The organism is Plantibacter sp. ME-Dv--P-095, from assembly GCF_030209365.1.
GTDB lineage: Bacteria > Actinomycetota > Actinomycetes > Actinomycetales > Microbacteriaceae > Plantibacter.
Genome location: NZ_JARVSB010000007.1, coordinates 87,315 through 113,293 on the forward strand (window position 1 = coordinate 87,315; position 25,979 = coordinate 113,293).

The 25,979-nt window shown below is 68.7% G+C and carries 21 protein-coding genes, 1 tRNA gene and 1 pseudogene; 19 read left to right on the forward strand and 4 right to left on the reverse strand.

Features of this window, described 5'->3' with window-relative positions; all coding sequences use genetic code 11:
• From folK to QRN26_RS10405, 5 genes are read left to right on the forward strand one after another with little or no spacing between them, the layout of a single operon-like run.
• Window positions 1-498: a 2-amino-4-hydroxy-6-hydroxymethyldihydropteridine diphosphokinase gene (folK, locus tag QRN26_RS10385; protein WP_235522570.1), complete on the forward strand. Its 498-nt coding sequence runs from the start codon at window positions 1-3 to the stop codon at window positions 496-498.
• The gene (locus QRN26_RS10390) at window positions 495-974 is read left to right on the forward strand and encodes a DUF3180 domain-containing protein (RefSeq protein WP_285036545.1); all 480 of its coding nucleotides are present in this window, start codon (window positions 495-497) and stop codon (window positions 972-974) included. The genes folK and QRN26_RS10390 overlap by 4 nt, the downstream gene beginning before the upstream one ends.
• Window positions 934-1,545: a PH domain-containing protein gene (locus QRN26_RS10395; RefSeq protein ID WP_285036548.1), complete on the forward strand. Its 612-nt coding sequence runs from the start codon at window positions 934-936 to the stop codon at window positions 1,543-1,545. The genes QRN26_RS10390 and QRN26_RS10395 overlap by 41 nt, the downstream gene beginning before the upstream one ends.
• Window positions 1,542-3,338 carry a PH domain-containing protein gene (locus QRN26_RS10400; protein ID WP_285036551.1) on the forward strand — a complete coding sequence of 599 codons (1,797 nt, stop codon included), beginning with the start codon at window positions 1,542-1,544 and terminating at the stop codon, window positions 3,336-3,338. Before QRN26_RS10395 ends, QRN26_RS10400 begins: the two co-directional genes overlap by 4 nt.
• Window positions 3,335-4,048: a Rossmann-like and DUF2520 domain-containing protein gene (locus tag QRN26_RS10405; protein ID WP_056008421.1), complete on the forward strand. Its 714-nt coding sequence runs from the start codon at window positions 3,335-3,337 to the stop codon at window positions 4,046-4,048. The genes QRN26_RS10400 and QRN26_RS10405 overlap by 4 nt, the downstream gene beginning before the upstream one ends.
• Window positions 4,049-4,132: 84 nt before the next feature.
• On the opposite strand, the gene QRN26_RS10410 is transcribed toward QRN26_RS10405, so the two are convergent.
• Window positions 4,133-4,639, reverse strand: coding sequence for a DoxX family protein (locus tag QRN26_RS10410; protein ID WP_285036556.1), 507 nt, complete (start codon window positions 4,637-4,639; stop codon window positions 4,133-4,135).
• 218 nt (window positions 4,640-4,857) lie between these two features.
• Between QRN26_RS10410 and lysS the strand changes: the two genes are divergently transcribed.
• The 6 genes from lysS to QRN26_RS10440 all read left to right on the forward strand — a co-directional run bounded on the left by lysS (window position 4,858) and on the right by QRN26_RS10440 (window position 12,387).
• Window positions 4,858-6,378, forward strand: a complete 1,521-nt coding sequence (lysS, locus tag QRN26_RS10415) for a lysine--tRNA ligase (protein ID WP_285036559.1) — start codon at window positions 4,858-4,860, stop codon at window positions 6,376-6,378.
• 42 nt (window positions 6,379-6,420) lie between these two features.
• Complete coding sequence (locus tag QRN26_RS10420; protein ID WP_157579829.1) at window positions 6,421-6,567, forward strand: hypothetical protein; 147 nt, start codon at window positions 6,421-6,423, stop codon at window positions 6,565-6,567.
• A gap of 52 nt (window positions 6,568-6,619) precedes the next feature.
• Window positions 6,620-6,817, forward strand: a complete 198-nt coding sequence (locus tag QRN26_RS10425) for a hypothetical protein (RefSeq protein ID WP_327078811.1) — start codon at window positions 6,620-6,622, stop codon at window positions 6,815-6,817.
• 86 nt (window positions 6,818-6,903) lie between these two features.
• Window positions 6,904-8,364, forward strand: a complete 1,461-nt coding sequence (cls, locus tag QRN26_RS10430) for a cardiolipin synthase (protein ID WP_285036562.1) — start codon at window positions 6,904-6,906, stop codon at window positions 8,362-8,364.
• Window positions 8,365-8,551: 187 nt separating this feature from the next.
• Window positions 8,552-9,685, forward strand: coding sequence for a baeRF11 domain-containing protein (locus QRN26_RS10435; protein WP_285036565.1), 1,134 nt, complete (start codon window positions 8,552-8,554; stop codon window positions 9,683-9,685).
• 173 nt (window positions 9,686-9,858) lie between these two features.
• Window positions 9,859-12,387: an ATP-dependent Clp protease ATP-binding subunit gene (locus QRN26_RS10440; RefSeq protein ID WP_056011489.1), complete on the forward strand. Its 2,529-nt coding sequence runs from the start codon at window positions 9,859-9,861 to the stop codon at window positions 12,385-12,387.
• 129 nt (window positions 12,388-12,516) lie between these two features.
• Here QRN26_RS10440 and QRN26_RS10445 read toward each other — a convergent pair whose 3' ends face one another.
• Entirely contained in the window at window positions 12,517-13,443 is a 927-nt protein-coding gene (locus tag QRN26_RS10445) for a Ppx/GppA phosphatase family protein (RefSeq protein WP_285036567.1), read from the reverse strand.
• Between the two features lie 82 nt (window positions 13,444-13,525).
• On the opposite strand from QRN26_RS10445, the gene QRN26_RS10450 reads away from it, so the two are divergent.
• The 5 genes from QRN26_RS10450 to QRN26_RS10470 all read left to right on the forward strand — a co-directional run bounded on the left by QRN26_RS10450 (window position 13,526) and on the right by QRN26_RS10470 (window position 21,931).
• Entirely contained in the window at window positions 13,526-14,902 is a 1,377-nt protein-coding gene (locus tag QRN26_RS10450; RefSeq protein WP_285036569.1) for a glucose-6-phosphate dehydrogenase, read from the forward strand.
• 79 nt (window positions 14,903-14,981) lie between these two features.
• Window positions 14,982-15,500 carry an amino-acid N-acetyltransferase gene (locus tag QRN26_RS10455; RefSeq protein ID WP_056914186.1) on the forward strand — a complete coding sequence of 173 codons (519 nt, stop codon included), beginning with the start codon at window positions 14,982-14,984 and terminating at the stop codon, window positions 15,498-15,500.
• A 260-nt stretch (window positions 15,501-15,760) separates the two neighbouring features.
• Complete coding sequence (locus QRN26_RS10460) at window positions 15,761-20,686, forward strand: ExeM/NucH family extracellular endonuclease (RefSeq protein WP_285036574.1); 4,926 nt, start codon at window positions 15,761-15,763, stop codon at window positions 20,684-20,686.
• A gap of 111 nt (window positions 20,687-20,797) precedes the next feature.
• Window positions 20,798-21,469: a hypothetical protein gene (locus QRN26_RS10465; RefSeq protein WP_285036577.1), complete on the forward strand. Its 672-nt coding sequence runs from the start codon at window positions 20,798-20,800 to the stop codon at window positions 21,467-21,469.
• 57 nt (window positions 21,470-21,526) lie between these two features.
• A complete protein-coding gene (locus tag QRN26_RS10470) occupies window positions 21,527-21,931 on the forward strand; it encodes an SseB family protein (RefSeq protein ID WP_121289528.1) in 405 nt (134 codons plus the stop codon).
• Window positions 21,932-21,975: 44 nt separating this feature from the next.
• On the opposite strand, the gene radA is transcribed toward QRN26_RS10470, so the two are convergent.
• The gene (gene radA, locus QRN26_RS10475) at window positions 21,976-23,352 is read right to left on the reverse strand and encodes a DNA repair protein RadA (protein WP_285036581.1); all 1,377 of its coding nucleotides are present in this window, start codon (window positions 23,350-23,352) and stop codon (window positions 21,976-21,978) included.
• A gap of 109 nt (window positions 23,353-23,461) precedes the next feature.
• On the opposite strand from radA, the gene QRN26_RS10480 reads away from it, so the two are divergent.
• A tRNA-Ser gene (locus tag QRN26_RS10480) sits at window positions 23,462-23,551 on the forward strand.
• 244 nt (window positions 23,552-23,795) lie between these two features.
• Here QRN26_RS10480 and QRN26_RS10485 read toward each other — a convergent pair.
• Complete coding sequence (locus tag QRN26_RS10485) at window positions 23,796-24,464, reverse strand: hypothetical protein (RefSeq protein WP_285036583.1); 669 nt, start codon at window positions 24,462-24,464, stop codon at window positions 23,796-23,798.
• 175 nt (window positions 24,465-24,639) lie between these two features.
• On the opposite strand from QRN26_RS10485, the pseudogene QRN26_RS18920 reads away from it, so the two are divergent.
• Window positions 24,640-24,930: pseudogene (locus QRN26_RS18920) on the forward strand (hypothetical protein); the annotation flags it as partial.
• On the forward strand, window positions 24,873-25,832 hold the full coding sequence (locus QRN26_RS10490; protein ID WP_285036585.1) for a hypothetical protein: 960 nt from the start codon (window positions 24,873-24,875) through the stop codon (window positions 25,830-25,832). The pseudogene QRN26_RS18920 and the gene QRN26_RS10490, both read left to right, overlap by 58 nt.
• Window positions 25,833-25,979 lie beyond the last annotated feature (147 nt).

Here is a 25,979-nt window from a genome sequence, read left to right on the forward strand (position 1 = left end):
GTGCAGGCTGTCATCGCGCTCGGGGCGAACCTCGGGGATCGCCGCGCGACGATCGCTCAGGCGTGTGAGGACCTCGCCGCCGTCGACGGCGTGCTCGAGGTCCGACCCTCGCCGCTCGTCTCGAGTGCCGCCGTCAAGCCGGCGGGCGTGGACGAGTCGGCACCCGCCTACCTCAACGGGGTCGCCATCGTCCGGACCCGGCTCCGGCCGCTCGAACTCCTCGACGAACTCCAGCGGATCGAACTGGCCCACGGCCGGGTCCGCGAGGAGCGCTGGGGCGACCGGACGCTCGACCTCGACCTGCTCGCCTACGACGACGAGACGATCGACGACGACCGCCTGACGGTCCCGCACCCGCGTGCCGCCGAGCGCGGCTTCGTCGTCGTGCCGTGGCTGTTGCTCGACCCCGACGCGACGTTGCCCGGTGTAGGTCGCCTCGACACCCTCGCCGCCGCCAAGGACGGATCCGTGGTCCCCGACGACGGAGCGCAGCCGTGAGGCGGACCACCGCGACGCCGCTCATCGTCCTCGCCGGGGTCGGCGTGGTCGTCGGGTTCCTCGTCGAGGTGGCGTCGGTGTCCGCCGGGCGTGCCTCGATCATCCCGCCCGTCACCCTCACGGTCTCCCTCGTCGCGGTCGCCATCATCCTCATCGTCCTGTCCTGGCCGATCCGGCGCAGCACGACCGGGCACGCGACCCGACGGATCGACCCGTTCCGGGCCATGCGCGTGGCCGCCCTCGCGAAGGCGTCGAGCCACGCGGGCGCCCTGGTCGCCGGTGCAACCGTCGGGATCATGCTCTTCCTCCTGACCCGCCCGATCCTGCCCGCGCTAGGCTCGTTGTGGCTGGTGATCGCGTCCATCGTGGGATCCGTCGCGCTCGTCGCCGCCGCTCTGGTGGCCGAGTGGTTCTGCACCGTTCCGAAGGATGATGATGACGACGCCGCACCCGGGGGAGCCCCGTCCCACACCTGAACCGCTCATCGAGCGGCCCTTGATCGACACACCGCTCGACGAGACGTCGGCCACGGAGGCCGCACACGCCGAGTCGTCCGCTCCCGGCGGGCACCGGCTGGACCTCCCCGACGTCGAATGGCGTCGGGTGAGCCGCAAACTCATCGCCATCGAGTTCATCTCCGAGGGCGCCGGCCTCCTCATCGTCACCGCGGCGGTCGTATTCGTCGCGCTCGTCTGGGACTGGACGTGGATCTGGTGGCCGTTCGCCGCCTTCGCGGTCATCTCGCTGATCACCGCGGCCTTCATCCCGCGTCGGATCCGGGCCATCGGCTACCAGCTCCGCGCTGACGACCTCCTGTTCCGCCGGGGGATCATGTGGCAACGCTTCGTCGCCGTCCCGTACGGTCGCATGCAGCTCGTCGACATCAACCGCGGGCCCCTCTCGCGCGCGTTCGGCCTGGCCGACCTCAAGTTCGTGACCGCATCCGCCTCCACCGGCGTGGTGATCAACGGGCTGCCCGAGGCCGAGGCGGAGGGACTGCGCGACCACCTGGTCGCCGTGGCGGAGAGCCGACGGACCGGCCTGTGAGCGAGCAGCAGCCGCAGGGACCGCCGCCCCGGTTCGAGGCGCCCGCTGCCGGGCCACGCGTCAAACCGACGGCCGAGGCGATCGTTCCGCGCGTCGCCGGGCAGAGCCTGGTCGACGGTCAGTGGCACCGCCTGCACCCGGCGACGCCCCTGCTCCGCGGCGGCATCGCGTTCGTCGCCATCCTCGGCATCGTCATCGCCAACCTGCGCGAGCGGCTCATCGAGTTCTTCATCCCGGCGCCGGGCATGGAGCAACCGACCGACCCGATCGACTACATCCTGAACCACGGGTTCGTCGGCTGGGTGCTCCTCGCGATCGCCGGCGGGCTCATCGTGGTCATCGCCGTGTTCTGGCTCTCGTGGCGCATGCACACCTTCCGCGTCACCGACGAGGCCGTCGAGGTCCGCAGCGGCATCCTCTTCCGCACGAACCGCAAGGCCAAGCTGGACCGCATCCAGGGCGTCTCCATCGAGAAGCCGCTGCTGGCCCGACTCATCGGTGCCTCCCGCATCAACGTGAGCGTCGCCGGGCAGGACGCGAACGTCAAGCTCGAGTACCTCTACACGGCGGACGCCGACGGCCTGCGCCGCGACGTGCTCACCCTCGCGAGCGGCGTGAAGCTCGCCGAGCGCCAGCAGCGGCCCGCCGCCGCTCCGGTCGACCCGAATCTGCCGGACGCCGCGACGCCGGACGGCGGCGGCGTCTCACGGTTCGTCACCGAGCGGGTGGACGACTTCATCTCACCGGAACTGGACCCTCAGGAGGCGGTGCCGGATTCGGTCGTGCGGCTGACCCTCGGACGTCTCGTCGGCTCGACCGTGCTGAGTCCGTTCACCGTCATCGTCCTGATCTCGGTCGTGGTCGGGGTCGTCCTGCTCGTGAACGGTCTCGAATGGGCCTGGTTCTGGCTCGTGCCGATGGTGCTGAGCCTCGGTGCCTTCATCTGGTCGAGCGTGACGAAGTCGCTCCGCTACAGCATCGCCGCGACCCCCTCGGGCGTGCGCGTCGGGTTCGGTCTGTTCTCGACGACCAACGACACCATCCCTCCGGGTCGCATCCACGCCATCGAGGTGTCGCAGCCGATCATCTGGCGTCCCTTCGGCTGGTGGAAGGTCCGGATCAACAAGGCCGGTCTCTCCCTCGAGCAGGCTACCCGCGGGGCGAGCAACAACACGGTGTTGCCGGTCGGATCGCTCGTCGACGCCGCCCAGGTCGTGGAACTCATGCTCGCGGGTCGCATCGACGGCAGCGCCTGGGCTCCACTGCAGTCCGCCCTCTCGACGCGTGACGGGGTCGGGTTCGTCGGGTCGCCCCGTCGCTCGATGTGGATCAACTGGTTCTCGTGGCGGCGCACGGGCTATGCGCTGCGCGACGGGATGCTGCTCTTCCGCCAGGGGGTGGTCTGGCGGAAGCTGCACATCCTGCCGCTCGCCCGGCTGCAGAGCATCCGGATCAACCAGGGGCCGCTCCTGCGGGCACTCGACCTGGCCTCCGCGACCGCGCACACGGTGCCCGGTCCGGTCATCGCGAAGCTCCCGGCCATGGCGCGGGACGAGGCGGTTCGCATGTTCGAGGCGGCCTCCGAGGCGATCGTGGTCGCGCAGGCGACCGACCGGAGTCACCGCTGGGCGAGCTTCGACCCCGAACACCAGCCCGGTGACGAGCCGGTGACGGCCCCGTACCTCGCAGAACCGACGGCGCAGCCGGGCACGGAGGCCGTGGCTGAGGCCGAGGGACCACTCGAATCCCCGGCAACGCCGGTGCCGGCCGACGACGATCGGACGATGCGGTGAGCGCCGACCGTCGGAATGCCCGCCTCGGCGTCGGGATCATCGGAAGCGGTCGGGTCGGCCCGGTCATCGGGGCGGCCCTCGGCGGTGCCGGACACGCGATCGTCGGCATCACCGCGGTGTCCGAGGAGAGTCTCGACCGCGCGAACGCCCTGTTGCCGGACGTCCCCGTGCTCGATCCGACCGAGGTCGTCGAGCGGAGCGAACTCGTCGTGATCGCCGTGCCTGACGAGCAACTCGCGTCGCTGGTCGAGGGGCTCGCGGCGGTGGGTGCGTGGCAGCCGGGCCAGCTCGTGGCGCACACCTCGGCTCGCTTCGGCACCGCGGTCCTCGCTCCGGCCGCTCGCGCGGGCGCCATCCCGTTGGCGTTGCACCCGGCGATGGTGTTCACGGGGACCAGCCTCGACCTCGCCCGCTTGCACGAGACGTCCTTCGCCGTCACCGCTCCGGCACCCGTCCAGCCGATCGGCCAGGCACTGGTCGTGGAGATGGGCGCGGAACCGGTGATCATCGCCGAGGCCGATCGGGAGGCGTACGCCGAGGCGGTCGAGACGGCTGCCAGCTTCTCGCGGGCCGTCGTGCAGCAGGCGACCGGACTCCTCCAGGAGATCGGGATCGAGAACGCCGGCGGGTTCCTGTCCTCGCTCGTCCGGTCCTCGGTGGACGAGGCCTTGCGCGGCGCCACGACGCCCGACGTCGACGAGCTGCTCTAGCCGAACGGCCGCCCACTCGTCCGAACGGGCGAGCGAGCGGCCGTGGTCGCGCCAGACGGAGTGGGCGACGTCGTGGTACCGGGGTCAGTGGCGACGGCGGATGAGCGCGTCGATCGCGAACCGACCCGGGCCCGTGAGGGCGAGGGCGAGGGCGGCGACGCCGAGCACCATGACGTACTCGAAGCCACCTTCGGCGGCGGAGAAGCCGGCCGGCAGGTGCACGAGGACCAGGGCCACCGCCATCGTCACGGCGAGCAGCGCCCCGATGACGCGGGTGCCGAGCCCGACGATGAGCAGGAGTCCACCGACGACCTCGAGTCCGGCGACGACGACCGCGGTCACGTCGGGGAGCGGGATGCCCATCCCGCCGAAGCCGGCGGCGACGCCCGGGATCGTGTCGACGAGGAACTTCTGCAGCCCGTGCGCGATGAAGACCACACCGAGGACCACGCGGAGGAGGACGAGCCCGGCGTCGAGGCCGACGGAGCGCCGGTCGTTGGCGGCCGAGGCCGGAACCGGTGGGACGACGGTGGCGTCGCGGCGGGCAGTGTGCTGATCGTCGGTGTGCTGGTGGTCGGAGAGCGTCGTCATGACGAGCCTTTCGAGTTCGTTTCCGGCGTCGGTGCCCCCGATCGGGACTCCTGGCCTCCGAGCCAAGCACGGGCCGAGGCCACGACTGGGTGCTCGGAACGGTTCTTCGAGACCCTTGTCAGGCCGTCGATAGCCGGTTCATAGGAAACCGTCCGTGCGCGCAGCCCGAGCGTGGTCCCCGGTAAACTCCAGTGACCGCACGAGGAGAATCGCACCGCATGACTGACACGACGCCAGAGCAGATCGACGACGCAGCAGAGCAGGCAGAGCTCTCCGAGCAGAAGGCCGTCCGCCTCGCGAAGCGCCAGCGCCTCATCGACGAGGCGACCTCCGGTGCCGGTGGCGCCTACCCGGTCACCCTGCCCATCACGGACACCATCCCGGCCGTGCGCGCCCGCTACGGCGAGCTGCAGCCCGACGAGGCGACCGGTGTGACCGTGGGCGTCGCCGGGCGGGTCGTGCACCTGCGCAACACCGGCAAGCTCTGCTTCGCGAGCCTGCAGTCGGGCGACGGCAGCCGCATCCAGGCCATGGTGAGTCTCGCCAGCGTCGGCGACGAGCAGCTCGCCGCGTGGAAGGAGCTCGTCGACCTCGGCGACCACGTCTTCGTCTCCGGTGAGGTCATCTCCAGCCGCCGTGGGGAGCTGTCGATCATGGTGGCCGAGTGGACCATCGCCGCGAAGGCGATCCTCCCGCTGCCGAACCTCCACAACGAGCTGAACGAGGAGACCCGGGTCCGCAGCCGGTACCTCGACCTCATCGCCCGCGACCAGGCGCGCAAGAACGTGCTCGACCGGGCGAAGACCGTCGCCAGCCTCCGCCAGACGTTCACGGAGCGCGACTTCGTCGAGGTCGAGACGCCCATGCTGCAGGTCATGCACGGCGGCGCGTCGGCACGGCCGTTCGTCACGCACTCGAACGCGTTCGACACCGAGCTCTACCTGCGCATCGCGCCGGAGCTCTACCTGAAGCGCGCCGTCGTCGGCGGGATCGACCACGTCTACGAGATCAACCGCAACTTCCGCAACGAGGGTGCCGACTCCACGCACAGCCCGGAGTTCGCGATGCTCGAGGCGTATGAGGCCTACGGCGACTACGGCACCATGGCCGACCTCACCCAGACCCTCATCCAGAACGCCGCACTGGCCACGAGCGGCAGCCACGTCGTCACCTGGGCCGACGGCACCGAGTTCGACCTCGGCGGCGACTGGGACCGCATCTCGATGTTCGAGAGCCTCTCCGCCGCAGCCGGTGTGGAGATCACCCCGCAGACCCCGATCGAGGAGCTCAAGGCCCTCGCGGAGCGCGAGGGGGTCGAAGTGCCCCACCCCATCCACGGCAAGTACGTCGAGGAGCTGTGGGAGCACTTCGTGAAGGGCGGGCTCGAGCGCCCGACCTTCGTGATGGACTTCCCGGTCGACACGAGCCCCCTTGTCCGGGCGCACCGTTCCGTCGAGGGCGCGGTCGAGAAGTGGGACCTCTACGTCCGCGGCTTCGAACTGGCGACCGGCTACTCCGAGCTCGTCGACCCGGTGGTGCAGCGCGAGCGGTTCATCGAACAGGCGAAGCTCGCCGCGCAGGGCGACGTCGAGGCGATGCGTCTCGACGAGGAGTTCCTGCGGGCCCTCGAGTTCGGCATGCCGCCGTCGGGCGGCATGGGTATGGGCATCGACCGCCTCCTCATGGCGCTCACCGGTCTCGGCATCCGCGAGACGATCCTCTTCCCCCTGGTCAAGTAGCGGCCCACCCGGCAGCACGACCACGAACAGTCAGGCGCGACGATGAGCATGATGGACCCGGGCGACCACCAGGACCCGAAGAAGCAAGGACCGACGACGGCACGGATCACGATCTGGATCGTGGTGAGCGGTATCGGCCTCTACCTCGTGGTGAGCGGCCTCTGGGGCGCCCTCGCGGGTGGTTCCTGAGCGACCCGTCCTTCCGGTCCCTGCGCCTGTCGAAGGGCGGTACGATTGACGGGTGATCGAGGACTACTGGCTGAATGCGCTCTGGTCGCTGCTGCCCACCGTGGTCGTCGGCGTCATCTTCTGGGTCGTGATGCGTGCCATCCTGCGCTCCGACCGCAACGAGCGCAAGGCGTACGCGCAGGTCGAGGCCGAACAGCGGGCCAAGCTCGGTCTGCCGCCCGTCGACTCCACGGCCCCCCGCGAGGTCTGAGCGTCCGTCCGAGGCCGCGGTGTCGCATGCCCGCAGTCCGGGGCGGTCAGTAGGCTGGAGCCTCGGCACCTGAGCGGATGGGCGACATGACGATCGAGTTCTCCTGGAACTGGCTGGGCATCACCGCCCTCGTCCTGGACTTCATCATCCGGGTCATCGCGGTCATCGTCGTCCCGCGCAACCGGCGCCCCACCGCCGGGATGGCCTGGTTGCTGGCCATCTTCCTCATCCCGTACCTCGGCGTCATCGTCTTCCTGCTCATCGGCAATCCGAAGCTGCCGCGGGTGCGTCGGCGGAAGCAGTACGACATCAACGTGTACATCCGTCAGACGACCCGCGACCTCGTCAAGGCGAACCTGACCTCGAACGCGCCGGCGTGGTTCCGATCGGTCGTGACACTCAATCGCAACCTCGGCTCGATGCCACTCCAGGGCGGGAACGCCGCGAGCCTGATCGGCGACTACGAGGCCTCCATCCACGCGATGGCCGGCGACGTCGACCGCGCCGAGCACTTCGTGCACGTCGAGTTCTACATCCTCACCTGCGACCGGACGACGAAGCCGTTCTTCGACGCGCTGAAACGCGCCATCGATCGCGGCGTCACCGTCCGGGTGCTGCTCGACCACTTCGCGAGCTGGCGGACCCCCGACTACAAGCACACCCTGCAGCGCCTCACGGCGATGGGGGCGCAGTGGGCGCTCATGCTGCCGCTCCAGCCCTTCAAGGGGAAGTTCCAACGGCCCGACCTCCGGAACCACCGCAAGATGGTGATCGTCGACGGCGCCGTCGCGTACATGGGGTCGCAGAACATGATCGACCGGAGCTACAACAAGCCGGGCAACATCAAACGCGGGCTCCAGTGGCAGGAGCTCATGACCCGGGTGGAGGGCCCGGGGGTCGCCGGCATCAACACGATCTTCCTGAGCGACTGGTACAGCGAGACGGGCGACGTGCTGTCGCAGGAGGTCGGGTTGCTCGACGCCCGGCCGGCCGGCGACCTCGAACTCCAGGTGGTGCCGAGCGGCCCCGGCTTCGACGGCGACAACAACCTCAAGCTCTTCCTCGCGCTCATCTACGCGGCGCAACGGCGCATCGTCATCACGAGTCCGTACTTCGTCCCCGACGAGTCGTTGCTCGCCGCCGTCACGACCGCCGTGCAGCGCGGGGTCCCGGTCGATCTGTTCGTGTCCGAGATCGGCGACCAGGCGGTGGTGTGGCACGCACAGCGGTCGTACTACGAGGCGCTTCTGCGGGCTGGGGTGCGGATCTTCCAGTACCCGGCGCCGTACATCCTGCACGCCAAGCACTTCACGATCGACGACGACGTGGCGGTCATCGGCTCGAGCAACATGGACATGCGGTCCTTCGGTCTCAACCTGGAGGTGTCGCTCATGGTCCGTGGGCGGGAGTTCGTCCGTGAGATGCGTGCCGTGGAGGACGGGTACCGCGAGATCAGCAAGGAGCTGACGCTCGCGGAATGGCTGAAGCAGCCGCTGCGCTCGACCGTCCTCGACAACCTCGCCCGACTCACCTCGGCGCTCCAGTAGCGGTCGGCACGGCCCGGCGACGGGTGCGCTGAGCGAGCCCGACGGCGCCCGCTCCGCCTCCGAATCCCCGGCGAATCCGCCAGGGCCGCGCGGCGACCGCGTCCCTATACTGGGGGCAAGTCAGGCCCACGACGGCGTCGCCTGCTCCCGGTCGACCCTTCGCCTGACGCGATCGAAGGAGGCATCAGTGCACCACACCGATATTCCGACCCGCTCCGACATCGTCGAGCTCGCGAACGCCCGAGAAGCGTCGAGCGTGTCGATCTACCTCGAGACGAGCACCAACCCCGCGGACACGAGCCACATCCGGCTCGACCTGAAGAACCAGGTCAAACAGGCGGTGGAGCAGTTGGCTGCGGCGGGAGCGGACCGTGCCGCGGTCGGGCGGTTCACCGACGAGATCGACCGCCTCCTCGAGGACCCGGACTTCCTCCGGTACCTGTCCTCGAGCCTGGCCATCTTCGTCAGCCCGACGACGACCCGGTACTTCCGTGTGCCCAACGTCCTGCGCTCGTGCACCGTGGTGTCGGACCGCTTCTACATCAAGCCGCTCATGCGGGCGCTCACCTTCCCGCAGTCCGCCTACGTGCTGGCCCTGGCGCAGAGCGGGGTCCGGCTCGTGGCGGTCGCCCGCGACCTGCCGGCGACGAGCATCGAGCTGGACATCCCCGAGGACGTCGCGGCGGCGGCTCACGTCGACTCCATCCGCGGTCGCGGCTCGAACGGCCGCGAGCAGCTCGGACGCATCCAGGGCTCGGAGGGCCAGAAGATCCGGATGCAGGAGTACGCGCAGATCATCGATAAGGCGCTCGCGCCGATCCTCGCGAACTCGAAGGAACCGCTCATCCTCGCCGGCGCCGAACCGATGACGGGGATCTTCCGCTCGGTGAGCACCTCCAAGCAGCTGGTGAAGCCCGAGATCGAGGGCAACCAGCAGGAACGCTCCGACGAACAGCTCGCCGCCGCGGCACGACCGATCCTCGACGAGCTGTACGCCGCGGAGCTGCACGCGCTCTGCGAGGAGTTCGGCACCCGGGCGTCGAACGGACGCGCGGTGACCGACCTCGGCGACGTGGCACGCGCCGCGACCGCGAACGCCGTCGACACCCTGTTCGTCGACATCGACACGAACCTGCCCGGCACGGTCGACGAGGCCACCGGTGTCGTCACCCTCGACGAGGAGGCCGACGCGTCGAACTACGGCGTGATCGACGAGATCCTCCGACGGGCACTCCTGTCCGACGCCAGGATCCTCGCCGTCCGAGCCGAGGACGTCCCCGGCGGTGGGGCGCTCGCCGCGACCGTCCGGTTCCCCGTCTGATCCACCCGCGATCCGTCCACACCCGCAGCGCACGTGCCAGGTGCACGTGCGCTGCGGCGTTCCCGGACCCCCGGCATCACGCCCACGGCGAACAGGGGCGATGAGAGCTGCGGTGGTCGTTACGCTCCTACTAACGGCATCACCACCCTGCCCGGTGCCGGAGGAGAGTGATCATGTTCGAGAGATTCACCGACCGTGCGCGTCGTGTCGTCGTCCTGGCCCAGGAAGAGGCCAAGATGCTCAACCACAACTACATCGGGACCGAGCACATCCTGCTCGGCCTCATCCACGAGGGCGAAGGAGTGGCCGCCAAGGCGCTCGAGTCCCTCGGGATCTCCCTGGATGCCGTGCGCGAGCAGGTCACCGACATCATCGGCACCGGCCAGCAGCAGCCGACGGGACACATCCCGTTCACGCCGCGCGCCAAGAAGGTGCTGGAGCTGAGCCTGCGCGAAGCGCTGCAGCTCGGCCACAACTACATCGGCACGGAGCACATCCTGCTCGGCCTCATCCGCGAGGGTGAGGGCGTCGCCGCCCAGGTCCTCGTCAAGCTGGGCGCCGACCTCAACCGGGTGCGCCAGCAGGTCATCCAGCTGCTCTCCGGCTACCAGGGCAAGGAAGCCGCGCCCGTCGGCGGCAACCAGAGCGAGCAGCAGGCCCAGGGCGGATCCCAGATCCTCGACCAGTTCGGTCGCAACCTCACCCAGGCCGCGCGCGACAACAAGCTCGACCCGGTCATCGGTCGCGACAAGGAGATGGAGCGGGTCATGCAGATCCTCTCCCGTCGCTCCAAGAACAACCCGGTCCTGATCGGTGAGCCCGGTGTCGGTAAGACCGCGGTCGTCGAGGGCCTCGCCCAGGCGATCGTCAAGGGCGACGTCCCGGAGACGCTGAAGGACAAGCAGCTGTACTCGCTCGACCTCGGCTCGCTCATCGCCGGAAGCCGCTACCGCGGTGACTTCGAGGAGCGCCTGAAGAAGGTCACCAAGGAGATCCGCACCCGCGGCGACATCATCGTCTTCATCGACGAGATCCACACCCTCGTGGGTGCCGGTGCCGCTGAAGGCGCGATCGACGCAGCCTCCATCCTCAAGCCGCTGCTCGCACGCGGTGAGCTCCAGACCATCGGTGCCACCACGCTCGACGAGTACCGCAAGCACTTCGAGAAGGACGCCGCACTCGAGCGCCGCTTCCAGCCCATCCAGGTCATGGAGCCGTCGCTGCCCCACACGATCAACATCCTCAAGGGGCTGCGCGACCGCTACGAGGCCCACCACAAGGTGTCCATCACCGACGGTGCACTCGTCTCGGCCGCCAACCTGGCCGACCGCTACATCTCCGACCGCTTCCTGCCCGACAAGGCCATCGACCTGATCGACGAGGCCGGCGCACGCCTGCGTCTGTCGATCCTCTCGAGCCCTCCGGAGCTGCGCGAGTTCGACGACAAGATCGCCGGCGTCCGCGAGGCCAAGGAGACGGCCATCGAGGAGCAGGACTTCGAGAAGGCCGCTTCGCTCCGCGACGAGGAGAAGAACCTCCTCGGCGAGCGTCTGCGCCTCGAGAAGCAGTGGCGCTCGGGCGACGTCAAGACCACCGCCGAGGTCGACGAGGGTCTGATCGCCGAGGTGCTCGCCCAGGCGACCGGTATCCCCGTCTTCAAGCTCACGGAGGAGGAGTCCTCGCGGCTCGTCTTCATGGAGAAGGCACTGCACCAGCGCGTCATCGGTCAGGAGGAGGCCATCTCGGCCCTCTCGAAGACCATCCGACGCACCCGTGCCGGTCTGAAGGACCCGAAGCGTCCGTCCGGTTCGTTCATCTTCGCCGGCCCCACGGGTGTCGGTAAGACCGAGCTGGCCAAGGCGCTCGCCGAGTTCCTGTTCGACGACGAAGGCGCGCTCATCTCGCTCGACATGTCGGAGTACGGCGAGAAGCACACGGTCTCGCGACTGTTCGGTGCTCCTCCCGGGTTCGTCGGCTTCGAAGAGGGTGGCCAGCTCACCGAGAAGGTGCGCCGCAAGCCGTTCAGCGTCGTGCTCTTCGACGAGATCGAGAAGGCGCACCCCGACATCTTCAACTCGCTCCTCCAGATCCTGGAAGAGGGCCGGTTGACCGATGGTCAGGGTCGTGTCGTCGACTTCAAGAACACCGTCATCATCATGACCACCAACCTCGGTGCTCGCGACATCGCCGGTGGGCCCGTCGGCTTCCAGATCGAGGGCAACGCCTCGACCGGGTACGACATCATGCGCGGCAAGGTGAACGAGGAACTGAAGAAGCACTTCAAGCCCGAGTTCCTCAACCGTGTCGACGACATCATCGTGTTCCCGCAGCTGTCGAAGCCGGAGCTCCTGCAGATCGTGGACCTGTTCACGAAGCGCCTGTCGGAGCGTCTGCTCGACCGCGATATGACGATCGAGCTCACGCTCCCGGCGAAGGAGCGACTCATCGAGGTCGGGTTCGACCCCACTCTCGGTGCGCGTCCGCTGCGCCGTGCCATGCAGCGCGAGGTCGAGGACCAGCTCAGCGAGCAGATCCTCCACGGCCAGCTGAACGCCGGCGACCACGTGCACGTCGACTTCGTGGACGGGGCGTTCGCGTTCACGACCTCGGCTCGCGGCGAGTCCGTCGGTGCCGGCGTGAACTCGCAGGCTTCGCTCGGAACGGGTTCGGCCACGCCGGACCTCGCGATCACGGGCGAGTAGTCACCAGCACCACCGAAGGCCCCCACTCCGCGGAGTGGGGGCCTTCGTCGTGCCTGGCCGCGTTCGTTCGCCCATCTTTGGGCGACTCGGAGTTCACTCGCCCGAATATGGGCGAACGAACGGCGGCGGTCAGCCGAGGCGGTCGAGGTAGCGGAGGATGATGCCCTCGCGGAGGGCCCAGGGGGAGACGTCGAGCTCGCGCACGCGGAAGGCGGCCATGGCCTCGGAGAGGACGATCCCGCCGGCGACGATCTGGAAGGTGCGGTCGGCGGTGATGCCGGGGAGTGCGGGGCGCGCCTCGGCCGGGATCCTCGCGAGCCTGGGGATCCAGTCGTCGAGCTGGCTGCGGCGCAGGAGCGACCGTTCGGTTCCGCCGATGCCGTCTGCGACCGAGCCGGCGAGCCGCGCCAGCGAGCGGATGGTCTTCGACGAACCGACGACGTGATGCGCGTCCGGTTCTGCGGCGAAGGCCGGCAGGGCGTCGGCGAGCACCTGGCGGGCGTGCAGCCGGAGTGCCTCCTGCTGGGCGGCGGTCGGCGGGTCGTCGTGGAGGAACCCGACGGTTGAACGCCCGGCGCCCAGCGGGAGCGAGATGGCGACGTCGGGGACCTCGTCGCCGCCGGCGGCGATCTCGAGAGAACCGCCGCCGATGTCGAGCAGCAGCATCTCGCCGGCGGACCAGCCGTACCAGCGGCGGACGGCGAGGAAGGTGAGTTTCGCCTCGTCGTCACCGGACAGCACCTGGAGTGCGATGCCGGTCCGTGCTTCCACGAGGGCGAGGACTTCGGGTCCGTTGGCGGCCTCGCGGATGGCGGACGTCGCCATCGAGAGCAGCTCGTCGAGGCCACTCTCGCGGGCGATCGCCGCGGCAGCGCCGATCGACTCGAGGATGACGGCCACACCCTCGTCGCTGATGGAGCCGTCGGGCAGGAGGTAGCGCATGAGTCGCAGCACCGACTTGTGCGACGACTGGGGGATGGGGCGAGCGCCGGGGTGGGCGTCCACGATGAGCAGGTGGACGGTGTTCGATCCCACGTCGAGGACTCCGAGTCGCATGCCCTCACCGTACCGGGCCGGGGGATCGCAGGCGGCGCGCAAGGTCGCGCAGATGATCGACCACACCCCGTAGGATCGCGGCATGAACGCCGCCAGCTCCGAAGCCGCAGCCCCTCGCACGCTCGTCATCCTCGGCGCCGGGGGAGACCTCACGGCGCGACTCCTCCTCCCGGGGCTCGCCTCGCTCCTCGCCTCGCCGCGCGGCGAGGCGGTGCGCTTGATCGGCGTTGACCGCTCGGAGTCGACCGACGAGGCGTGGCGCAAGCGGGTCGCGAGCTCCTTCGCCGACGCCCCCTCGAAGCTGGCCGATGCGATCGTCTCCGAGACCACCTACCTGCAGGCCGACGTCTCCGACCCCGCGTCGCTCGAGCGGGTCCTCGAGGCCGCCGGCCCGAACGTCGCGCTGTATTTCGCGCTGCCGCCGGCCGTCACCCTGCTCGCCTGCAAGGCGCTGCGGAAGCTGGAGCTCCCGAAGGGCATCATGCTCGCCCTGGAGAAGCCGTTCGGGACCGACTACGCCTCCGCACGCTCGCTCAATCGACTCCTCCAGCACCTCGTGCCCGAGGAGCAGGTGTTCCGTGTCGACCACTTCCTCGGCAAGTCCACGGTCCTCAACCTCCTCGGCCTGCGCTTCGCGAACCGCATCTTCGAGCCGCTGCTGTCGGCCGACAACATCGAACGCGTCGACATCGTCTTCGACGAGCAGTTGGCACTCGAGGGTCGTGCCGGCTACTACGACCGGGCCGGAGCGCTGATCGACATGATCCAGAGCCACCTGCTGCTCGTGCTCGCGTTCGCCGCCATGGAGCCCCCGGCGAGCGTGCACGCCGAGGACCTGCGCGGCGGGATGGCGCAGGTGCTTCGCGCGACACGACCGTGGAAGACCGACGGGACGGAGAGTCGGCGGGCGCGTTACGGCGCCGGCACGATCGGCGACCGCAAGCTGCCCGCCTACATCGACGAGCAGGGGGTCGACCCCTCGAACTACACGGAGACGCTCGCCGAGATGACGCTCGCGATCGACAACTGGCGGTGGGCCGGCGTGCCGTTCGTGCTGCGCTCGGGGAAGGCGTTGTCGGGCACGCGGCAGGAGATCGTGTTCACCTTCAAGCCGGTGCCGCACCTGCCCGCCGGCCTCCATGGGACGAAGACGCCGGCGCGGCTGCGGATCGGCCTGAAGCCGGCGTCGCTCGACCTCGACCTGATGATCAACGGCGAGGACGACCCGTTCGAGCTGGACCCCGTCGCCCTCCACGCGGAACTCCAGGCCGGGCAGCTGAGCGCGTACGGCGAGGTGCTGTCGAGCATCCTCGAGGGCGACCCGACGCTGTCGGTGCGCGGCGACGTCGCCGAGCAGTGCTGGCGGATCGTCGCGCCGGTCCTCAAGGCGTGGCGCAAGGACGAGGTGTCGATCGACACCTACCCGGCGGGGAGCGCTGGTCCCGCGTCCTGGCACTGACCCGGAGGCCCTCGCTCGGTCGGGAACACCGCGCGGGCGTCAGTAGACTTGCTCGGAGGTTCTGACGCTGGGAGGCGAGATGGTCGAGCAGGCTCCGCAGGGATACACCGTCCGTCGCGCCCGCACGGGTGACGTCCGCCGCATCCAGCAGCTCGTCGAACCGCTCGTGCAGCAGCGCATCCTCCTCGGCAAGGACGACGTCGTCTTCTACGAGGCGGTCCAGGAGTTCCGCGTCGCCGAGACCGCCGACGGCGAGCTCATCGGATGCGGTGCGCTGCACGTCATCTGGGAGGACCTCGGCGAGGTCCGCACGCTCGCCGTCTCGGCCGACCACCTCGGAACCGGTGTCGGCCACGCGCTGGTCGAACGCCTCGAGCACGACGCGATCGAGCTCGGCCTGCGTCGCCTGTTCTGCCTGACGTTCGAGACCGGCTTCTTCACGCGGCACGGGTACCAGGAGATCGGCGAGGAGATCGTCCCGCCGGAGGTCTACGCGCAGCTCGTGCGCTCCTCCGACGAGGGTGTGGCCGAGTTCCTCGACCTCGCGCGGGTGAAGCCCAATACGCTCGGTAACACCCGGATGCTCAAGCTGCTCTGAACCACCGCTTGAAGGTTGGTGGCCCGCGGATGGGGTCATGAGACCGTTCACAATCAGCTGCTGACCAGGCGTTCGAGTGCCTCGGGACGAAGTCGGTCTGCTCAGATGAGCACGCCCGGGTTTACGTGCCGTTCACATTTCCGGTGGTCTTCCGTCACGCATGTCGGTTAGCTTGTGAGGCACTACCCATCGTCTGTGCCTCGAATGGGGGGTGCGTTGTCGCGCGCCCCGAACGAGGACGGCCCTCGATTCGGAGCCACATGTCGTTCAAACACCCGTGGAGGCTGTCCGCCTTCGCCGCCCTTGCCGGGCTCGTCGCCGCACCGCTCGTGGCGACACCCGCACTCGCCTCGACGGACGGCCTCGGCGTCGTCATCAACGAGGCCTACCTCTCGGGTGGGAGCGCGAACGCGCCCTATCTGAACAAGTTCGTCGAGCTGTACAACCCGGGCGCGACGCCCGTCGACGTCAGCGGCTGGTCCATCCAGTACCGGAAGCTCGACGGTGTCGGCGCCTCCTCCACCGTGGTCCCGCTCACCGGCTCCATCGCAGCCGGCGGGTACTACCTCGTCTCCGGATCGTCGAACGGCGCCAACGGTGTCGCGCTGCCGACCCCGGACGTGACGAGCTCCCTGAGCCCGCAGGGGCAGAACGGCACGCTCGCGCTCGTCGCCTCGACGGCCGCCGTGACGTTGCCGACCGGTTCCGTCGTCGCCGACCCGACCATCGTCGACCTCCTCGGCTACGGCACCTCGAACACCTTCGAGACGGCCGCGTCGCCGTCGCCCTCGGGCAACGCCGTACCGCAGTCGATCGTGCGCACCGACTTCGCCGACACCGACAGCAACGCCGCGGACTTCGGACTCAGCGACACCGTCACCCCGCAGAACAGCGCGGGCGACACCCCGGTCGACCCCGAGCCGACCCCCGACCCGGAGCCGAGCCCCGAGCCCACCGACCCGACCACCCCGGTCGAGCCCGGCGTGGCGACGATCGCCGAGATCCAGGGCACCGCGGCCGCGAGCACCATGGTCGGCCAGACGGTGACCACGAAGGGCTTCGTCACCGCCAGCTTCCCCACGGGCGGCTTCAACGGCTACTACCTCCAGACCGAGGGGACCGGCGGCGCCATCGACCCCGCGACCCACCTCGCGTCCGACGGGATCTTCGTCTACTCACCGGCAACCGTCGGCTCCGTCGCGGTCGGTCAGTACGTGCAGGTCACCGGCGTGGTCGACGAGTACTACGGCCTCACGCAGCTGAAGGTCACGGACGCCGCGGCGGTCACCACGCTCGACGCCACCGGGGTCACGGCACCGACCGCAGCGACGGTCGCGTTCCCGGCCACCGATGAGGAGCGCGAGCGTCTCGAAGGCATGCTGGTGGCTCCCGCGGGCGACTACACCGTCACCGACACCTACGCCACCAACCGGTACGGCGAGGTCGGCCTGGCCGCGTCGGACAGCCCGTTCGTCACCCCGACCGTGCTCGGCAAGCCCGGGTCCGCTGAGGCGCTCGCCGCTGCGGCACGGGTCCCGGCGGAGAAGGTCGTCCTCGACGACGCCTCCACCGTCGACTTCTCGAAGGCGGAGAACACCGGCATCCCGCTCCCGTACGTCTCGACCACCGCTCCCGTCCGCGTCGGTGCAGCCGTCACGTTCACCGCTCCGGTCGTCTTCGACTTCCGCAACAGCAACTGGAAGTTCCAGCCCACGCAGCACCTGACGGGCGCCAACGCGGCCGAGGCGCAGCCGGCGACGTTCGAGAACACGCGCACCACCTCGCCTCGCGGGGTCGGCGGCGACGTCTCGCTCGCGACCTTCAACGTGCTGAACTACTTCGCCACCACCGGCGACTCGCGCACCGGTTGCACCTTCTACAGCGACCGTGACGGTGGCAAGACGACCGTCGACAACTCCGACGCCGCCGGTTGCGGCGTGCGCGGAGCGGCCACGGCCGAGAGCCTCGCGCGTCAGCAGGCGAAGATCGTCTCGGCGATCAACGCCCTGGACGCCGACGTCGTCTCGCTCGAGGAGATCCAGAACTCCGCGTCGATCGGTCTCGACCGCGACGACGCCCTGAAGACGCTGACGGCGGCCCTCAACGCCGCCGCCGGTGAGGGCACCTGGACGTTCGTCCCCTCGCCCGCGAAGGTCCCCGCGGACGAGGACGTCATCCGCACGGCGTTCATCTACAAGTCCGCCACCGTCGAGACGGTCGGTGAATCGCGCATCCTGCTCGACGAGCCCGCCTTCGACAACGCCCGCGAGCCCGACGCTCAGGCGTTCAAGCCGAAGGGCGCGGACGACGCGGCGACGTTCCTCGTGATCGCGAACCACTTCAAGTCGAAGAGCACCTCGAAGGCCGCGACGGGCGACAACGCCAACACCGGCCAGGGCGCCTTCACCGGCGACCGCACGCGTCAGGCCAAGGCCCTCGTGGCCTTCGCCGACACGGTCTCGAAGGACATCGGCACGAAGAAGGTCTTCCTCGTCGGTGACTTCAACTCCTACGACGCCGAGGACCCGCTGGACGTGCTCCGTGACGCCGGCTACCTCAGCCAGGAGGCGAAGACCGGCGAGTACACCTACGCCTACGACGGTGCGGTCGGCTCGCTCGACCACATCTTCGCGTCGCCGGAGGCCGACCAGAGCGTCACCGGCGCCGACGTGTGGAACATCAACTCCGTCGAGTCGATCGCCCTCGAGTACTCGCGGTACAACGCGAACGTGACCGACTTCAACGTGCCGGACATGTTCCGTTCGAGTGACCACGACCCCGTGATCGTCGGCATCAGCGCCGACGCGAGCGAGTCCGCGACCGTCAACCTGTTGAACATCAACGACTTCCACGGTCGGATCGACGCCAACACGACGAAGTTCGCCGGCACGATCGAGCAGCTGAAGTCGATGTTCGCGCCCGACCAGACGGCGTTCATCTCCGCCGGCGACAACATCGGAGCCTCGCTCTTCGCCTCGTCGTCGCAGGAGGACCAGCCGACGATCGACGTGCTCAACGCACTCGGGCTGGCGGCCTCCGCGGTCGGCAACCACGAGTTCGACCAGGGCTACGGCGACCTCGTCGACCGCGTCATGGCCGACGGGAAGAACGCGGCCTGGCCGTACCTCGGGGCCAACGTCTACGAGAAGGGCACGAAGCGGCCCGCACTTCAGGAGTACACGATCCTCGACATCGACGGGGTGAAGGTCGCCGTCGTCGGCGCCATCACCGAGGAGACGCCGACGCTCGTGTCGCCTGCGGGCATCGCCGACCTCGACTTCGGGGACCCGGTCGAGGCCGTGAACCGCGTCGCCGCCCAGCTCAGCGACGGCGACGAGTCCAACGGTGAGGCCGACGTCATCGTCGCCGAGTACCACGAGGGTGCTGGAGCCGGCACGCCGGACGGCGCGACCCTCGAGCAGGAGCTCGCCGAGAAGAGTGCCTTCACCGACATCGTCACCACGACGAGTGCCGAGGTCGACGCGATCTTCACCGGCCACACGCACAAGCAGTACGCGTGGGACGCTCCGATCCCCGGTGTGACCGGCAAGACCCGCCCCGTGCTCCAGACCGGCAGCTACGGCGAGTTCATCGGCCAGATCACGCTGACCGTCGACCGCGCGTCGGGTGACGTGACCGCCTACACGGCGAAGAACGTCGCGCGCACCACCGTGGCCGAAGCCGACCTCGTCAAGCAGTACCCGGCGGTCGCCACGGTCAAGACGATCACCGACAAGGCCCTCGCGGTCGCGGCGGAGATCGGCAACCGGAAGATCGGTGAGGCCAAGGCCGACATCACCCGCGCGTTCAACAACGGGGTGAAGGACGACCGCGGCGCGGAGTCCACGCTCGGTGCGCTCGTCGCCGACTCCCTCCGGGCCTCGCTCTCGAGCGCGGACCGCGGCGGGGCCGACATCGGCATCGTCAACCCGGGTGGCATGCGCGAGGAGATCCTCGCCGGTGACATCACGTACGCCGAGGCGAACGCGGTGCTGCCGTTCCTCAACAACCTGTGGACGACCTCGCTCACGGGTGCCCAGTTCAAGACGGTGCTCGAGCAGCAGTGGCAGCTCGACGCGGCCGGGAACGTGCCGTCTCGTCCGTACCTGCAGCTCGGCCTGTCGTCGAATGTCCAGTACACCTTCGACCCCACGAAGGGTCAGGGCGAGCGCATCACGAGCATCACGGTGAACGGCGCGCCCATCGACCCGGCGAAGAGCTACCGGATCGGCTCCTTCAGCTTCCTGCTGCAGGGTGGCGACAACTTCCGCGAGTTCGCGAACGGCACCGACACGCGCGACTCCGGTCTCGTCGACCGCGACGCGTGGGTCTCGTACCTCACGGCGAACAGCCCGGTCGCTCCGGACTTCGCCCGCCAGAGCGTGCAGGTCACGAACGTACCGACCGCGGCGATCGCCGCCGGCGGGAAGGTCACGTTCGACGTCGCGAAGCTCGACCTGACCTCCACGGGCAGCCCGGTGAACACCTCGCTCGCCATCGAGGTCAACGGTGCAGCCGTCGGAACGGTCCCGGTCACGGCCGGTGCCGCAACGGTCTCGTTCACGCTGCCGGCCGGCACGGCCGACGGCGCGGCGACGGTGCGCCTCACGGCACTCGAGTCGGGCACCACGCTGACGGTGCCGCTCACGGTCGCGACGCCGCCGGTGGTCACGCCGCCGACGCCCGCCCCGGACTCGGCACTCATCCAGGCGCTCAAGGACCTCATCAAGGCGATCACCGACTTCATCATCGGCAAGCTCGCCACGATCCACGTCGGCAAGGAATACGCCGGCACCTGGGTGAGCGTCTGGCTGCACTCCGACCCGATCCTCGTCAGTGACGGCCTCGTGCAGGTCGACGCGGACGGCAACGTGCAGGTCACCGTTCCTGAGGACGCCCCGGTCGGCTCGCACCGCCTGGTCGTCCAGGACGCCGACGGCAACGTCATCGGCTGGCAGGACATCGTCGTGCAGGCCGCGGCGGTCGACCCCGGCACCGACCCGGGCACCCAGCCCGGTGCGGGCGGCGGGACCGGTAGCGGCTCGGGCACGGCCGGCGGCAGCCAGGACGGCAGCCTGAGCGACACCGGTGCCGAGCCGTGGGGGAACGCGGCGCTCGCCGCACTGCTCCTCGTCGGTGGTCTCGCGCTCGTGATCGCCCGTCGTCGTTCGGCGCAGCAGCTCTAGCGTTCGCGGACACGTAAGCACCATCCCGATGCCCCGTCATCGGTCGGACCACGGTCCGCACCGACGGCGGGGCATCGGGCGTTTCCGCGCGACTGCACTTAATCTGTGAGCATGTCGAGCCTCACGAATCCCCGCGGACCGGAGCGGCCCGCCGTCTACTGGCGACGCAGGCTGATCGTGTTCGGTGCCCTGCTCGCCGTCGTCATCCTGGTCGTCGTCCTGATCGTCCGGCTGGCGTCGGGTTCCGGTGCCGAGCCGGCTGCCTCGTCATCGTCACCGACCCCGTCGGCGTCCGCGCCGCCGGTCGCGAGCGCTGCGCCCGAGACGTCCACGACCGCGCCGATCGACGAGGCCGCGACCACGGACCCCGGTTCGGCGGCTGCGTGCACCGCGGATCAGATCCGGGTCGAAGCGGTCGTCAACGGCACGAGCTTCGCGGCGGGCGAGCTGCCCCAGCTGTCGCTGAGCGTGACGAACACCGGCTCGGCCGTGTGCACGATGAACGCCGGCACGAGCCAACAGGTGTTCACCGTCTCGAGTGGCGAGGAATCGTACTGGACCTCCACCGACTGCCAGACGGCGCCGAGCGACCAGCAGGTGCTTCTGGAGCCGGGGAAGACGGTCTCGTCGAACCCGCCGATCACCTGGGACCGCACGCGGTCCGCTCCCGACACCTGTGATACGCCGCGCGATCCGGTGCCCGCAGGCGGGGCGTCGTACCACCTCAACACCTCCATCGGCGGGTTCGCCTCCGCCGACAGCGCGCAGTTCCTCCTGAACTGAGCCGAGGGACTCGCGGGGCCACCCTGTCGCCCGTCACCGGCCTGCGACAATGGAGGCATGGCGAAGCAGAAGCGACCCGAGTTCCGTTCCGAGCCCCTGGCCGCGGCCCTCGCCGCCGGCGACATGGTGGCGGTGGCGCTCGCGTTGCGGAACGGGCGGTTCGTCGTCCCGCTCATGAAGCCGGGCAATCCCGACAAGCCGACCGAGACCGGCGAGGTCTGGATGTTCCGGCAGCCGGAGACCGCGAGGCTCGCGCTGCTTCTCTTCTCTGACGCCAAGAACAAGCCGGCCGCCCTGCCGCCCTACGTGGGCCTGCACGACGGCGTCTGGCTCGCGAGTTTCCTCCGCACCTACGGTGACGACATCGAGACGGTGCTCTTCGACGTCGCCGGTCCGCACTCCCTGCAGGCGTCGCCGGAGGAGCTGCTCCGCGTCCTCGAACTCGAGGCGCCGGCGGAGTAGGCGCGGGCGGCCGAAGAGCTCGATCCTGACCGCCGGCGGTCGGCTCAGAAGGCCGCGTCGAGCTCGCGTTCGCGTCGGGCGGGCCGCGCTGCTTCGGCCGCGGTCTTCGCGATGCCCAGCACGGACTTGAGGTCGTTGCTGACGTCGGAGTTGAGCAGCAGCTTGTAGCCGAGGCGGTTGCCCTCGGAACCGCGCTGCTTCGCGACGCTCACGGGGCGCACCTCGCCGCTGAGGCTGATCTCGCCGTAGGCGGCGAGGTCGCGGGGGAGGGCGAGGTCGCGGATGACGGAGACGAGGGCGAGGGCGATCGCGAGGTCGGCCGCCGGTTCGGCGATCTTCACGCCGCCGACCGTGGAGATGTAGACGTCGTGGTCGCTGAGGTCGTAGGAGTACCGCCCGTGGAGGACGGCGAGGATCATCGCCACGCGGGACGGGTCGACGCCGTTGGTGACCCGGCGGGGGTTCGGTGCCTGCGTCTTGTTGATGAGTGCCTGGACCTCGACGGGGAGCGCGCGGCGGCCTTCCATGACGATGGTGACGCAGGTGCCGGCCACGGGCTCGTTCTGGCTGAGGAAGAGGGCGCTCGGGTCGGGGACCTCGGCGATGCCGTCGCCGGCCATCTCGAAGCAGCCGACCTCGTCGGTCGCGCCGAAGCGGTTCTTCTGCGCGCGGAGGAAGCGGAGTGCGGTGTGACGGTCGCCCTCGAACTGGCAGACGACGTCGACGAGGTGTTCGAGGAGTCGGGGTCCGGCGATCGAGCCGTCCTTGGTGACGTGGCCGACGAGGAGGATCGGGAGGTCCCGCTCCTTGGCGATGCGGGTGAGGACGGCCGAGACCTCGCGGACCTGGCCTGGTTGGCCGGCGAGCCCGTCGGATTGCGAGGACGAGACCGTCTGCACGGAGTCGACGATGAGGAGTTTCGGGTCGACCTGGTCGATGTGGCCGAGGATGGTGGCGAGGTCGGTCTCGGAGGCGAGGTAGAGGTCGTCGTGGAGGGCGCCGGTGCGCTCGGCGCGGAGGCGGACCTGGCTGACCGACTCCTCGGCGCTCACGTAGAGCACGCGGGCGCCGGTCTTCGCGGCCCGGGACGCGACCTCGAGGAGCAGGGTCGACTTACCGACACCCGGCTCGCCGGAGAGCAGGATGGCTGCGCCAGGCACGATCCCGCCGCCGAGGACGCGGTCGAACTCGGCGATGCCGCTCGACCACCGGGGTGCTTCGTCGGAGCGGGCCTCGGTGATGGGGCGGGCGGCGCGCTCGTCGGTCGCGCGGATCGGGGTCAACTTGCCGAGGACACCGGTGGGGGCCGTCGCCTCGACGACCGTTCCCCACTGCTGGCATTCGCCGCACCGGCCGGCCCACTTGGCGGTGGTCCAGCCGCATTCGGTGCAGCGGAATGCAGGGGAGTGTGCCTTGGCCATGCGGCCAGCCTAGGCGTGGCCACCGACACCACCGGCCCTCCGCGCCGCCTGTGGATGAGCGGCATCGCTCAATTCGCGTCGGCGCTCGTCTTCTATTACACTCGACCCCGGTACCGTGTCCGAGCGGCCGAAGGTGCAACTCTCGAAAAGTTGTGTGCTTGAAAGAGCACCGTGGGTTCAAATCCCACCGGTACCGCCATAGAAAACCCCTGGTTATCCGGGGGTTTTCTGCATTCCCAGGACGCGCGTGATGCAAGTGTGGTGCATGGAACCGAAACCTACAGCCGCCGTCCGCTGCGCAGTACGCGCCCTGTGAGGCGGGGGCACTGCTGTTTAGCCAAACCGTTGTACAGACCCAAAGGCCGGCGGCGCGGCCGCGGTTGAGCTTGATGACCAGCGACGTAGCTAGCCAGGAGGTATCCCACAAGGTTGTTTCAGGTCGCCTACTGGGTGAGAAGGTAGGTAACTCCGGCCCCCAAGATGCCGCCAAAAATGGTCGTTCCGATGAACCCAACGATGCTCCAGCCGCGGTCTTCTCGACGTTGGTAGACGTCAGCACGCGTCCGCCGTGTAATCCATGTACCGGTTCCGCTGGTGAGTGCTGCGGCAATCCCGCTTCCGGCGGAAGGGCCGAGCAGCCACAGGAAGAGGAACGGGTTCAGACCGTTGAGCAAGATCAGCGGAACGACAAAAGAACCGAGAACAACGGTGAGGCCCAGCACCAGGAACCGGCTCCGGAAGATCTCTAGCCAGACACGCTCCCATGCGGTTGCCTTGTGCTGGCCAAGGAATCCGACTACCGCTTTCCCAAAATCGTGTGTGCTAGTCGAGCTGTCGGTGGAGAGAACCCAAGTCCGCGCTAGCTGCAGATCGATGGAGAAATCAGGGTTGCGCGTCTTGATCGATAGATCCTTCAATTCTTTGCCGGACAACGACTGGATATCCTCGCCCGCGTCCAGATCTACGTTGCTGCCCGAAACGAGGCTCGCGGTAGCGCCTCTATCGCGGACCAGCTTCAACAGCGAATCGATGTCGTCGCGGTACAGCCGTGTGCGAGGAGCCGATTCGGAGAAGGACCAGAACGAGCTTGGTCCTGAGCGACGTACTGCCACGTTTTGATCCTGTTCTACTGAGTGTTCCATCACCCTATTGGGTTGTTCTCGACGGCTGTTGGTCGGGTAAGAATGAAGCTATGGCGAAGCGCACGATCGCCACCCTTGTCGACGACCTCGAGCGAGGATCTGACGAGACAATCCGGTTCGGCGTCGACGCCGCGCCTATGAGACTGACCTCAGCGACGACAACGCCACCGCGCTCCGCGAAGCGCTGCAGCCGTACACGGAGGCCGGTCGACGGATCGCGCCGACCCACTTGCGTCAGCGTCGCCGGGCGCTGAGTGCAACAGCATCAGACCCTTGCATCCCGGGTGCTGCAGGCCTACCATCGCTCCCGACCGGGGCAGCATTGCAGGTACGGATTCGGGTTCCGCGTGAGCCGCTGCAGGCAAGGAGGCCTGAAAAATGGACGGTCGATTGCCGACGCCACCGCACGTACAACAGTTGCTCGGTAACGCGATGATCGATCTCGGCAACGCCTGGCGCGACGCCGGATCGAGGCTGGCCGCGAGCGACCCGCCGCTAGAATCAGAGGCCGCGCAGGTCGAAGAAGACACCGTTGGAAGTTCCTTCCTCGGTCCGGTGTCAATGTCGCTGTCAGCGGCGAGTGACGAATTTCAGGCCGTCGCTCGCCTCGTGCGTATGGACGAGACGTTTGGCCCATCCATCGCGGCTTTGACCCGAACCACCCTCGAAACACTCGGCAGGGCGTGGTGGGTGCTGAGCGCAACGGATCTTGCAAGATCGCGGCACCGCGCGGCCCTCATGTATCTCAACGAAGTGAAGTCTGCCCAGAGGTACACGCCGACTCACATCAGGGCGACGCTCCACGACGGCAGAGCCGAGGCGGTCGACGCCGAGCCGGCTGTCGAGGAGGCACAACGTGACTTCGACGCGGTGAAGGTGCCAGGTGGCGAGGACAAGGTGCCGACCTACACAGCGCTGGTCACAGGCGTCATGGAAGCAGCGGACGTCGACGAGGCCCGAGCCGAATACTCGCATCTGTCGGGCGTAGCGCACGGTGAAGTGTTCACGGTGGGTGGGTTCTCACGGCAGGTCTCACCAGACCAACCCGACGTTGGGTCGCTGCAGCTACCGAACAGCAACCTGTTTCAGTACATCTGGACGCTGACGCACGTGGTCGACCTCTGCCTGCTGCGCTGGTTCGAGCTATGGCAATCCACCGCGGAGCGCGAGCGATGGGAACAACGCCGCGACCGGGCCTACGGCACGTTCGAGCATCTACGACTCCGGGTCTATCACTGGAATCCAGAAACGCAGGACTACGGCGACTGGGATCCGGACAGGCCGCCCCATGCAGCCGATTGCACGACGGCATTTGGACGACCGATACGCAGAGGCTAGTCGAGGACGTGCTCGGACACCACAGGCTGTTCCGCGGGAGCCAGCTCGCTCAGAGCGGCGCGCTGCTGGCTAGTGCGAAGTCCCGTGAGCGCCGTACAGTCGCCTACCCTGACTCCGTTGACACCGAGGTGACTGCGGCCTGCAAGA

Excerpts from the sequence above, each read along its gene's own strand:
- QRN26_RS10395 (WP_285036548.1), top strand. The coding sequence starts at position 934 with ATGACGACGCCGCACCCGGGGGAGCCCCGTCCCACACCTGAACCGCTC.
- QRN26_RS10410 (WP_285036556.1), bottom strand. The coding sequence starts at position 4,639 with ATGACGACGCTCTCCGACCACCAGCACACCGACGATCAGCACACTGCC.
- lysS (WP_285036559.1), top strand. The coding sequence starts at position 4,858 with ATGACTGACACGACGCCAGAGCAGATCGACGACGCAGCAGAGCAGGCA.
- QRN26_RS10420 (WP_157579829.1), top strand. The coding sequence starts at position 6,421 with ATGAGCATGATGGACCCGGGCGACCACCAGGACCCGAAGAAGCAAGGA.
- cls (WP_285036562.1), top strand. The coding sequence starts at position 6,904 with ATGACGATCGAGTTCTCCTGGAACTGGCTGGGCATCACCGCCCTCGTC.
- QRN26_RS10440 (WP_056011489.1), top strand. The coding sequence starts at position 9,859 with ATGTTCGAGAGATTCACCGACCGTGCGCGTCGTGTCGTCGTCCTGGCC.
- QRN26_RS10445 (WP_285036567.1), bottom strand. The coding sequence starts at position 13,443 with ATGCGACTCGGAGTCCTCGACGTGGGATCGAACACCGTCCACCTGCTC.
- QRN26_RS10450 (WP_285036569.1), top strand. The coding sequence starts at position 13,526 with ATGAACGCCGCCAGCTCCGAAGCCGCAGCCCCTCGCACGCTCGTCATC.
- QRN26_RS10455 (WP_056914186.1), top strand. The coding sequence starts at position 14,982 with ATGGTCGAGCAGGCTCCGCAGGGATACACCGTCCGTCGCGCCCGCACG.
- QRN26_RS10460 (WP_285036574.1), top strand. The coding sequence starts at position 15,761 with ATGTCGTTCAAACACCCGTGGAGGCTGTCCGCCTTCGCCGCCCTTGCC.
- QRN26_RS10465 (WP_285036577.1), top strand. The coding sequence starts at position 20,798 with ATGTCGAGCCTCACGAATCCCCGCGGACCGGAGCGGCCCGCCGTCTAC.
- QRN26_RS10470 (WP_121289528.1), top strand. The coding sequence starts at position 21,527 with ATGGCGAAGCAGAAGCGACCCGAGTTCCGTTCCGAGCCCCTGGCCGCG.
- radA (WP_285036581.1), bottom strand. The coding sequence starts at position 23,352 with ATGGCCAAGGCACACTCCCCTGCATTCCGCTGCACCGAATGCGGCTGG.
- QRN26_RS10490 (WP_285036585.1), top strand. The coding sequence starts at position 24,873 with ATGGACGGTCGATTGCCGACGCCACCGCACGTACAACAGTTGCTCGGT.